Below are 11,847 nucleotides of genomic sequence, written 5' to 3'. Positions count from 1 at the left end.
CCCGTATATCCCCACCAAACCGCCAGTTCTGACCGGGCAGCACCAAGACCCACTGCTCGGATTGTCACCGGCCGCCATCGAGCGGTCGCCGCAGTAGGAGTCTGAGTGAGACGATCACGCCGCAGCACAGTCACCGCCGGCGCACTCATAGCCAGTGCTGCGCTGCTCACTGTCGCCGCGTCATCCGGCAGCGCGACGGCCGGCACGCCCCAGGCGCACGCCAACCCCGTCCGGGTCCAGCCCCGAGCGGGCGCGCTTCCTGTCCAGCTCTCGACCTCGGAGCAGGCGAAGCTCCTGAAGGCTACCCAGGCGGACCGTGCGGCCACTGCCCGGTCGCTGCACCTGGGAGCCCGGGAGCAGTTGATCCCCAAGTCGGTCCTCAAGGACGCCGACGGTTCCGTGCACACCCGTTACGAGCGCACCTTCGCGGGCCTGCCGGTCCTCGGCGGCGACCTGGTCGTGCACACGGCGGCTGACGGAACCTCGAAGGGGGTCGACAAGGCCGTCAACGCGACCATCAGCGTGCCGAGCACCACCGCGACCCGGTCCGCCGATTCGGCCAAGACCTTCGCGATCGGCCGCGCCAAGGCCGAGGGCGGCACCAGCCCAGCCGTCACCACCTCCCGCAAGGTGGTCTGGGCGGCTTCCGGCGCGCCGGCCCTGGCCTGGGAGTCCGTCGTCGGCGGACTGCAGGACGACGGTACGCCGAGCCGGCTGCACGTCATCACGGATGCGAGGACCGGTGCCAAGCTCTTCGAGTACCAGGGGATCGAGACCGGCGTCGGCAACAGCCAGTACAGCGGCGAGGTCACCATCGGGACCACACTGTCCGGCTCGACGTACAGCATGACCGACAACATTCGTGGCGGACACTCGACGTACGACCTGAAGCGCGGAACCGACGGCACCGGCACACTGTTCACCAACTCCACGGACACCTGGGGCGACGGCCTGCCTTCCAACGCCCAGACCGCCGGTGTGGACGCCGCCTACGGTGCCCAGGTCACCTGGGACTTCTACAAGCTCGTGATGGGTCGCAACGGCATCCGCAACGACGGAGTCGCCGCCTACTCACGCACCCACTACGGCGACAACTACTTCAACGCGTTCTGGGACAACGACTGCTTCTGCATGACCTACGGTGACGGCCCCTACAACAGCCACCCGCTGACCACGCTGGACGTCGCCGGCCACGAGATGAGCCACGGCGTCACTGCCGCCACCGCGGGTCTGATCTACAGCGGCGAGTCCGGCGGCCTCAACGAGGCGACCTCCGACATCTTCGGCACCTCGGTCGAGTTCTACGCGAACAACGCCGGCGACGTCGGCGACTACCTCATCGGCGAGAAGATCGACGTTCAGGGTGACGGCAGCCCGCTGCGCTACATGGACAAGCCCTCGCGGGACGGCGCATCGGTCGACAACTGGTATGCCGGCCTCAAAAACCTCGACGTCCATTACTCGTCCGGCCCGGCGAACCACTTCTTCTACCTGCTGTCCGAGGGCAGCGGTACGAAGGTGATCAACGGCGTCAGCTACAACAGCCCCACCGCCAACGGCCGCCCGGTTCCCGGCATCGGCCGGGACAACGCCGCCAAGCTCTGGTACAAGGCCCTGACCGAGCGTTTCACCTCCACCACCGACTACTCGGGCGCCCGCGCCGGAACCCTGCAGGCTGCCGCTGACCTGTGGGGCGCCGGCAGCGCCACCTACAACACGGTCGCCGACACCTGGGCCGCCATCGGCGTCGCAGGCCGCGTCACGGTCACCAAGCCGGTCGACCAGAACACGGTCGTCAACACCGCCGCGAGCCTGCAGATCGAGGCCGGCACCAACAACCCCGGAGCGCTGACCTACTCGGCCACCGGTCTGCCGGCCGGACTGTCGATCAACGCGAGCACCGGTCTGATCTCCGGCACACCGACCAGCGTGGGCCTCAGCAATGTGACAGTCACGGTCAAGGACTCCTTCAACCTCACCGGTTCGGCGACCTTCGGCTGGGGTGTCTCCACCGTCGGCGGCAACGTCTTCCAGAACACCACCAACGTGGCCATCCCGGACGCCGGCGCCGCCGTGTACTCCACCGTCAACATCACCGGTCGCGCAGGCCATGCGCCGAGCACGTTGCAGATCGACGTCAACATCGTCCACCCCTACCGCGGTGACGTTGCCATCGACCTGGTGGCCCCGGACGGCACCTTGTACCGGCTGAAGAAGTCCGACGGCTTCGACTCGGCCGCCAACGTCATCGCCACCTACACCGTCAACGCCTCCAGCGAGACCGCCAACGGCACCTGGAAACTGAAGGTCCAGGACGCGTACCGCCAGGACAGCGGTTACATCAACAGCTGGAAGCTCACCTTCTGACCGCCGTTCCTCGCGGTCGGATCAGAGCCTCTTGGTCTCAGTCCCACTCAACGAGGTCCACCCTGCCATGGCGAACCTCGTCGCAGCCGGGCTCGCTCAGGCTCCTTGAGGCCAGATCACTGGGGACCTCGTGCGCATCCCGTTCGCGGGACGGCGTGGTCTGAGCCGGAGCAGTCGATCCGCAGCCGCGCGTTCGGCCCACCACCACCACGGGCGTTCGCGGCCGCGCTGACAGCGCGGCTGCGCACATGCGGCTTGTCTCGCCGTTGAGACATGTCGCAGTTGTGACACCCGAGGTCAGTGACGCTGCCTACTTTGACAGTCAATTCATTCGAAAGTTGTACCTCCACCCAAACGAGAGGTTGTCCCACCGATGTCAAGAATCCGCCTGACGGCGGCGATAACAACGGGATTGGCGCTGGTTGCCGGCGCCGTACCGGCCGCCTTCGCGGCCCGGGCGGCAGACGCCGGGGCCGCCGTGCGTCCTGCTGCCGTGCCGAGGGCGCACTCTGCGACCGTGCGGCTGCTTACCGGTGACCGCGTGACCGTGACCGCGCTGCCCAATGGACGCCATACGGCGTCGGTGCAGCCCGGACCCGGCCGCGAGCGGATGGCCTTCCGGACGCTGGAGGGCGACGACAAGCAGTTGACCGTGATGCCGTCGGACGCCGAGTCGTTCGTCGCCACCGGCACCCTGGACCGCCGGCTGTTCAACGTCACGGCGCTGATCGCCGAGGGCTACGACGAGGCCCATACCCCCGCGCTGCCGCTGATCGTCTCCTCGGCGCCGTCGCGGGCCGGGGGCAGGGTCTCCGCGCAGGCGGCGAAGGCCGCCGCGGCCACCGCCGACCGGCTCGTGGCGTTCAAGGCGGCCAGGACGCCCTCCCGCGCTCTGGAGAGCATCCACGCGCGGTCGCTGAGGGTCGCCGGCGACGACCTGGGCGCGTTCTGGAAGACCCTGAACTCCGGCGGGGCCTCGGATGCCGCGCGTGCCGCGGTCACCCCGCGCATCTCGCTGGACGGCAAGGTGAAGTCGGTGCTGGACCGCAGCACCGCGCAGATCAACGCCCCCACCGCCTGGAAGGCCGGCTACGAGGGCCAGGGCGTCAAGGTGGCCGTGCTCGACAGCGGTGTCGACGCGAACCACCCCGATCTAGCCGGCCGCATCGCGGAGGCCAGGAACTTCTCCGATGCCCCGGACACCGGCGACCACTTCGGGCACGGCTCACATGTCGCATCCATCGTCGGCGGCACCGGCGCCGCGTCCGGCGGCAGCCGCCGCGGCGTGGCGCCCAAGGCCGACCTGCTGATCGGCAAGGTCCTGGGCGACTACGGCTACGGCGACGAGTCGGGCGTCATTGACGGCATGGAGTGGGCGGTCGGCGAGCACGCCAAGGTCGTCAACATGAGCCTCGGTGGTGAGGACAGCGACGGTACCGACCCGATGAGTGAGGCCGTCAACTCCCTGACGGCCTCCACCGGTACGCTCTTCGTCGTTGCGGCGGGCAACTCCGGCCCTGACCAGTCCACCATCAATACCCCGGGCGCGGCCGACGCCGCGCTGACCGTGGGGGCCGTCGACCGCGACGACTCCCTCGCCCCCTTCTCCAGCCGCGGCCCGCGCTCGGGAGACGACGCGGTCAAACCCGACGTGACCGCCCCCGGCGTCGGCATCGTCGCCGCCCGCGCGGCCGGCACCACCCTCGGCGACCCGGTCGACACCCACTACGTCGCACTGTCCGGGACCTCCATGGCCACCCCGCACGTGGCCGGCGCCGCCGCGCTGCTGGCCCAGCAGCACCCCGGCTGGAACGCCCAGCAGCTCAAGGACGCGCTGACCAGCACCGCGCACACGGTGCCCGGCACCAAGGTCACCGAGCAGGGGGGCGGCCGCATCGACCTGGCCGCGGCCACGGGCCCGGTCACCGCCACCGGCTCGGTCACCCTCGCCCCGCTGCACACCGGCGGCAGCGGGGGCGAGACGGCCACCGTTCACTACACCAACACCGGTGACCGCCCGTTCACGCTCTCCCTGGCCGTCAGTCTGGCCACCGAGGGCGGTCGTGCGCTCCCCGACGGGGTGGTCGGCCTCGGCTCCGACAGCGTGCGACTGGCCCCCGGCGCCACAGCGGAGGTCCCGCTGCGCACCGACGCGGCGCATGCGGTCCGCGGCAAGTACTACGGATACCTCACCGCCAAGTCCGCCGACGGCACCGTACTCGCCCACACCACGGTCTCCCTCGCGGTGCACGCACCCCAGCACCGGCTGACCGTGGACTACCGCTTGCGCGACGGCCAGGTCCAGCATGGTCGTCTCGCGAGCATCTGGGGTCCGGACGGACTCGTGCGCTACACGGACCCGGACGCCGGATTCACCATGGTGGAGGAAGGCACGTACCTCGTCTCCGGCCTGTTCACACAGGCGTCCGATGCGGGCGACGAGGCAGATGAAATCGTCGTCCCCGAGGTGAAGGTCACCAAGGACACGACGGTGACGCTGGACTTCACCAAGCTCAGCGAGGTGAAGATCCGCACTCCGCGTCCAGCCGAAGAGCACGGCGTCGTCAGCACCATGTTCCACCGCCAGATCGACGGCCGCAGCATGAGCTTCGGTTCCCAGTACTACGACGGCATTCACCTCTACGTCACCCCCACTGCCCCGGTCACCGACGGCACCTTCGAGTACTACTCGCGCTGGCAGATGACGGCTCCGCAACTGCAGGCGGACGTCTCCGGCAGCTCGCTGCGGTTCGCCCCGTTCTACGAGGCGTTCTCCCCGGTCTTCGGGGACCGGGGTGCGCAGCTGACCGCCGTTGACGCCGGATCGGTGGAGCAGCCCGACTTGAGCGATGTCCGTGGCAAGCTGGCCGTCGCACGGTACAAGTGGCCGGAGGACTACTCCGAGTTCATGCGACTGGCGGCAGACGCGGGGGCGAAGGCGGTCCTGTTCGCGTGGGAGCCGGTCGGGCACGCCGTGTGGGGCCGTTGGCAGCCGGACGGTGACCGGATGGAGCTGCCGGCCATGCGGACCGACTGGACGAACGGAACGGCCCTGCTGGAGCGCATCAAGCAGGGCACCACGACGGTGAAGTTCACCGGCACGGTGCGCAGCCCGTACCTGTACGACGTGATGCCGGTCTGGAAGGGCTCCATCCCCGAGCGGACGGTCTACACCGTCTCGGAGCGGAACAGCGCCGTGGTGCGCAGCACCTACGCCCGTACCGGCGCCTCGTCCTGGGCGATCGAGCAGCGTTTCGGGTGGCGGTCCTACGAGGACGTCATCCTCAACCAGTGGGCCCGCTACGTTCCGCAGGGACAGGAACGCGTCGAGTACGTGAGCAGTGCCGAGGACACGCTGTGGAACCATGTGGTGCACCACGATGTCCCCTGGTTGATACCCAGCTGGGCGTGGACGGTCGGGTCGCAGGATGCCCCGCACACCTACCGGCACGGCCAGCGCGCCACGGAGCGGTGGTTCGGGGCGGTGGTCCGCCCGTCGATCCCGCGTGGGTGGTCCCGGAAGTCGGTGCGCCACGGTGACACCCTGTCGGTGGACATCCCGGAGTTCAACGATTCCGGCACCGGTCACTGGTCGTTCGCGGAGCTCTCCAACTTCGGCCCCCTCGGCGCCGGGGCTGCCGGGGCCGACGACGAGCCTGACACAGCCGTGGCGGTGCTGTACCGCGACGGGGAGCAGATCGCCGAGTCCGACAGGGGAGCGGCGGGCAAGTTCGAGGTGCCGGCGGGCGACGCCGAGTACCGGCTGGACGTGGCGACGGCTCGCGACTCGGACGACTGGGAGTTCGGCACCAGGACCTTCACGTCGTGGACCTTCCACTCGGGCACCACGGCCGGGGAGACCCCGCTGCCGCTGCTCCAGCTGGACTACGACGTGCCGGTCGACATGCAGAACTCGGTGGGCTCGGCGCGTAGGCACACCTTCGGCCTGACAGCCCGCATGCAGGACGGCATGGCCGCCCCGCGCGGGGTGAAGCTGAAGGTGGAGGCCTCGTTCGAGGACGGGAAGAACTTCGCCAAGGCACGTGCGGTGCCGAGCGGCAGCAACGGGCAGTTCACCGTCACTGTGGAGCGCCCGTCGGACCTGCACGGCGACAAGTATGTGACGCTGCGGGTGACCGCGACGGACGCCGCAGGCAACAGCGTCCAGCAGACCGTGGTCCGCGCGTACATGCAGCACGGCAAGTGAGTCGCCGCAGCCGGTGACGTGGTCCGTCCGGACGGTACTGCGGCGGGTGTCAGGAGCTTCGAGTCCTGGCACCCGCCGCACCGCGTAGACCGCGGTACACAGCGACGGCGTTGTCACGTTGTTGGGTGTGCGTGGGTCCAGCCGCGACGATATCGACGGCACCGTGCACACCAGCGCCGAGGCGCTTCCCTCCCTGCTGCTCTTCGACACCACACCGGGCGGCGCCGGCAACGCCGTCCGCGTCGCTGACCCCGGCCGTTGCCACTCGCACCACGGGACAGGGCCGGGTTCTGTGCAGCGGAGTCGGCCCGATCATGCCGACGCGGCGCACGCGTCGAGCGGCGTGCGCGCGCGTCGGTGATCCCCAGCGCCGCTCCGCGCGCCCCGCGCGGCGGCGCACCTCATTCCGCGACGGCGCAGTTCCTCCATGCCGTGGCCAGGGCCCGCGGGATCTGCGGGATGTCGCCGCAGCCGTGCGGGCCCGCGGGGAAGCCGTCGCTGGCGACGTAGGTCCACTCGCTCCCGGAGGTGCTGCGGAAGTACTTCATCGCGCTGCCCTCGTCCTGCAGGCCCACGAGCTCCCCCTCGCTTGCGCCGGAGGTGGGATCGAAGGGGGTCGCGGCGTAGCGGACGGTGCCGCACTGACCGTAGAAGAACCGGTGCGGTACCGGCGCGATGTGCTCGAAGCGCGGGAAAGCGCGCTCGTAGCCCCGCGTCACGGCGGCCTTGACCTCGCGGCTGACGGCCAGATTGCGGCAGCCGGGGACGGAGACGGGCGCCTGCGGGGCCTTGGCCGGGACGGTGGAATTGTGCGACGGCGAGGTGACGGCGCCGGAGGACGACGGGGTGGCCGAAGGAGAAAGCTCGGCGGAGGCGTCCGCGGTGGCGGAGGCCTCCGCGGAGGGCGAAGCGGTCCCGCCCGCGGCGGAGTTGGACCCGGGCCCGGAGGAATCGGAGCACCCCGTCAGCAACAGGGTGCAGCCCAGCAGTGCGGCCGCTATCGAGGCACTTCTGATTCCGGACAACTCGAGTCTCCTCCTGGGTCGGTACACCGCTCGCCTTCCACTACTCCCGCAGCACTGCGGAGGGTTGCACAGGGGCCTGTGTCCATGGTTGCGATTCGGTACAGGCGCGCCACGGGGCGGGAAGCGGTGACCGCTTCCCGCCCCGAACCGCCGTGCGCTCAGTAGGAGAACTGGCGGATCTGGCCGTCGTAGGCCCCGTACGTCCAGCCCGTGCGGGTTGCCGGGTCCAGTTGCACGGAGTTCATCACACCGCCGTGGACCAGGGGACCGCCGTGTCCACCGATCTGGAAACCGGACAGCGTCCGCACCACATCCCCGGTCGTCACGTCGATGACGAGCATCTGACCGGTGGCGTTGTTGTCCGCGACGACGGCGGTGCCGGAGCCCGCGTAGCTCGTGCCCTCCGGCGCCGTGAACGCCGCCACCGCGAGCCCGTTCGCGCCGTCCACGGCCATCCCCGTGGCGGGGCCGCGCCGCACGGCCACAGGGTCGTCCGTCTCGCCGGTCGCCACGTCGAGCGAGCCGAGGACGCTGGTCGGGACAATTTTGGTGCTGATCGCGGTGGCCGACAGGTTGTAGAGCGTGCCCGCGCCGTCGGAGCCGAAGCCGTTGCTGCAGCCGGACATGGTCCCCACGAGGCTCACGCTGCGGGTCTGCGTGTCCACGCGCGGGATCTGCACGCCGCCCAGACAGAGGGCGATGGGAGCGCCCTTGGCCAGATAGACGTCGCCGGTGGAGGAGTCGACGTCCAGCAGGCTGTACGAGCCCTTGGCGACGCCCGGCAGGTCGGCGGGGATGGGGTCCTCGGTGGTGCCGTTCGCGAGGTCGACGGGCAGCACCAGGTCGGCGTTGTCGGAGACCGCCCGCAGCAGCAGCGCGCCGCGGGAACGGACGGCGTCGACGCGTCCGACGACGAAGCGGTAGTCGGCCGCCGCGAGCGTGGTCCGCCCGACGAGGGTGCCGGTGGCGGTGTTCCAGGTCTCCACCTGCACATCGCCGCCGGGCTCCGCCTGGTGGACCGCAAGGGCGCGGTGCGTGGCGGGGGCCACGCCGAGGACCTCGTACTCCGATCCGTCGCCGCTGTCCGAGGCGATGACCGGGCCGTAGACGCCGGTCCTGGTGGAGTAGTGGCGGATCTCGGTGGTGCCGGAGACGGTCTGCAGTGCGGCGACCGAGTCGTCGCCCGCGGCGCCGAAGGACAGCACCGTGCTTCCGGCCGGGGCGACGCCGTCGTCGACCTCGAGGGTCGAGACGGGGGACGCCTGGCCGATGACCCGGTGCTTGCTGTCGAGGGCCATGACGCGCACGCCGTAGACAGTGGAGGAGGACAGGCCCAGCCGCAGGGCGTCGAGGTCGATGCTGCCCTTGGTGGCGGGCAGGACACGGTGGGCTGTGGAGGGCGCGTCGACGCCGGTGTCGTCGAGGGCCGTGCCGTTGGCGTTGGTGAAGGTGTTCAGCGAGTTGTGGAGCGTCGGGGCGGGCGCCGCGAACTCCACCTGCGCGTACTTCGCCCCCGGCACGTCGCGCACGTCGTACCGGACGGCGAAGCCGGCCTTGGCACGGGTGACCTGGGTGCTGTGCGCGGGGGTGCCGTCCTGCCCGGTGACCAGCGGTGCCTGCGGGCGCTGCTCCGCGGTTCCGCCATTGACGCGGACCGGCGCGAACTCCCCGTAGGTGGTCAGGCTGGGGTTGCCCCCGAAGCCGGACTGGGCGATGCCGATGCCGTAGAGGCCACCCCCGGCGCCGAACGCGTCGGCGGGGATGGTGACCGTGCCGGAAGTGGCCGTCAGGGCCTGGTGCCACGCGGCGCTGAACAGGGGCGCGAGGGCGGGGTTCCAGTGGCCGACGGTGGACACGACGAGCTGCGGGTCGTTGAGCTTGGCGACGCCGGTCAGGTCGTAGGTGACGGTGACCGCATGGCCGGCCTTCACCACCGCGGGCGTCTTGGGCGCGGTGCTCTCCACGTAACGGCCGTCGCTGGGACCGACGGTGAGGGTGCGGCGCACGGTGGCCTGGGTCCGGCCGCCGATCTGTACGCGGTAGGTGGCGGTGATCGTGCGGTCGGAGTCGGAGACCACGGGGAGTCCGGCGGCGTTCAGCAGTTCCGTCGGCGTCACCCGGATCGCCGGGGTGGCGGACCGCCAGGTCCGCGCGCCCACGGTGAGCGTGTACGTGGGGCTGGCGCCCTTGGGGAGGCCGGTGACGTCACCGGCGAAGGTGACCGGGCCCACCAGGCCCATGCCGTTGCCGCCGGAGGCCATGTCGCCGAGGTCGATGCGGTTGGGGTCGGTCGTCTCCAGGAACTGACCGCCCAGGCCGGCGTTGGTGACCCGGTGGGCGACCGACAGCCGTACAGCCGCGACCTGGCCGCCGCGGTGCCCGAGGACATCCTCGACGGCGGCGGTGACGTCGATCTGCTTGCCGACGTTGAGCTCGCGGTCGATCTGCGCCGGGGTGGCGACCTCGCGGCCGGTCCGCTGCAGGACGTCCCGTACCTGCGCGGGCGTCAGGTGGTGTCCGGCCAGCCCGGCGGCCTGGAGCACCACGGCGGCGGCCGCCGCGATCTCGGGCGCGGACGCGGACGTACCGCCGTTGAGGACGGGGGTGACGGACTGCGCGTCGCCCCGCTCGGTGTGGGTGAAGGCGACGATGTTGTCGCTGGGCGCCGAGAGGTCGATGCGGGTGCCGAAGCCCGAGGAGAAGGTGCCGAAGCCGCTGATGCGGGTCTCGGCGGTGGTGGCGGGTCCGGTCCGGGAGGCGAGGGTGTCGTCCAGGGTGGTGCCGCCGGCGGCTATCGCGCCGCTGTCGGGGACGCGCGACGGGGTGGTGGAGTAGGCCACGTCGTTGATGTCGGTGGCCGACTTGTCGTTCTTCGCGTTGTCGGTGGGCGTGCTGCCGCCGTCAGGGCCGACGGCGGCCGGGGTGTACAGGCGGGTTCCGTCGTTGGAGGAGATCACCACCACGACGTGGTCCTTCTGGACGATCGAGGCGACCACGGACCGGATGTACGGGTCGTCCTCGAGGTAGCGTCCCGGGAAGCCCTGGGCGTCGGTGCCGAAGCCGAGGCTGGCCGTAATGACGTCCGGCTTGGGGGACTGGTGGGCGGCGGCCAGGAGCGCGGTCGCGATCTGGTCCATCGTCGGCTGCTGCGGGACGACGAGGCGGTAGTCGGCGCCGGGGGCGACACCGAGCAGGTCGGTGTAGTCGCTTCCGGTCCGGTCGGGGCGCTGCCGGTCGTGGGCCAGGGGCGCCATGACGCTGAAGTCGAGGAGGACTTCGCCGAGGCCGGGGTCCTGGTCCTTGGTTGATGCCGAACCGCTGAGGGTTCCGTCGGGAGCCGCGACGTAGGCGGGGATCAGCGGCATCGAGGGGAGGTCGAGGTAGCGCTGACCGTCCTTGAGCACGGTGGTCGGACCGTGGCCCTGCACGTACGGGTCACCGGCGTCGGCCATGGCCTGGTCGGTCAGGTCGCCGATGGAGACGTTGGTGATGGTGCGGCCGGCGCCGGGCTGCTGCCCGTAGCGGCCCTGGAGGATGCCGAAGGCGCCCACCGCGTTCACGCCGCCGGCGTTGAGGAAGGCCTGGGCGGAGTCGGTGAGGGCGAAGTTGGTGGGGATGGGGGAGGCACTCGGCGCTGCCGGTGGTGCGTGCTTCGCGGACGCCTTCACGGTGGCGGGCAGTCGCTGCCCGCCGGTGTTCATCGTGTTCACGTAGCGGTTCGGCTCGGCGTGGGTGATCCCCGGCGTGCCCTGGAGGGCGCGGGCGACGGCGGCGGAGTCGCGGTTCCCGGTCCGTACGACGTAGGTGCGCGACAGGTCGGCGGCGTCATCGCCCAGGCGCGGGCGAGCTGATGTGGTCATCGACTCGGTGGCCACGGCCGACAGGGAAGGGAGGAGCGGCTGGAGCGAGGTGGCCCCGACCGCGTTCAGCTTCTCGTTCACGGCGGCGCTGCTGGTCCCGGGGGAATGGGCCTGTGCCCTGTTGCCCGGCAGCTTGCGGCCGGTCACGGCGGTCTGCGGGGAGAGGGTCACCAGCACCTGCCCCGGGACGACGCCGGCGCGCTGGGCGGGCAGCGACTTCTGCGGCGACGCGTCACCGAGAGGCGTACGGCTGGTAGGAGCGGGAGCGGCGGAGGCCGGGAGCGCGGCGGTGAGGGCCAGGAACACGACGGATGTGACGGACACGGCACCGAGCCGCCGTCTTCCGTGCGGATGGGCACGCGACATGGGACACCTTTTCAGCGGGGCG

At 70.7% G+C, this 11,847-nt stretch carries 4 protein-coding genes; 2 read left to right on the top strand and 2 right to left on the bottom strand.

Translation table 11 applies throughout. The annotated features are described in order from the left end of the window. Positions 1-105 precede the first annotated feature (105 nt). Together OG937_11065 and OG937_11060 are read left to right on the top strand one after the other, a co-directional pair. Positions 106-2,367: a M4 family metallopeptidase gene (locus OG937_11065; GenBank protein ID WUD72185.1), complete on the top strand. Its 2,262-nt coding sequence runs from the start codon at positions 106-108 to the stop codon at positions 2,365-2,367. Positions 2,368-2,740: 373 nt separating this feature from the next. After that, the gene (locus OG937_11060; GenBank protein ID WUD72184.1) at positions 2,741-6,574 is read left to right on the top strand and encodes a S8 family serine peptidase; all 3,834 of its coding nucleotides are present in this window, start codon (positions 2,741-2,743) and stop codon (positions 6,572-6,574) included. Between the two features lie 401 nt (positions 6,575-6,975). On the opposite strand, the gene OG937_11055 is transcribed toward OG937_11060, so the two are convergent. Together OG937_11055 and OG937_11050 are read right to left on the bottom strand one after the other, a co-directional pair. Next, on the bottom strand, positions 6,976-7,599 hold the full coding sequence (locus OG937_11055; protein ID WUD72183.1) for a hypothetical protein: 624 nt from the start codon (positions 7,597-7,599) through the stop codon (positions 6,976-6,978). A gap of 158 nt (positions 7,600-7,757) precedes the next feature. Then, entirely contained in the window at positions 7,758-11,783 is a 4,026-nt protein-coding gene (locus tag OG937_11050; protein WUD72182.1) for a S8 family serine peptidase, read from the bottom strand. Positions 11,784-11,847 lie beyond the last annotated feature (64 nt).

It is taken from the genome of Streptomyces sp. NBC_00510 (assembly GCA_036013505.1).
Taxonomy (GTDB): Bacteria; Actinomycetota; Actinomycetes; order Streptomycetales; family Streptomycetaceae; genus Actinacidiphila.
The sequence above is the reverse complement of the archived record's forward strand: the minus strand, read 5'-3'. Positions and strand labels throughout refer to the sequence as shown.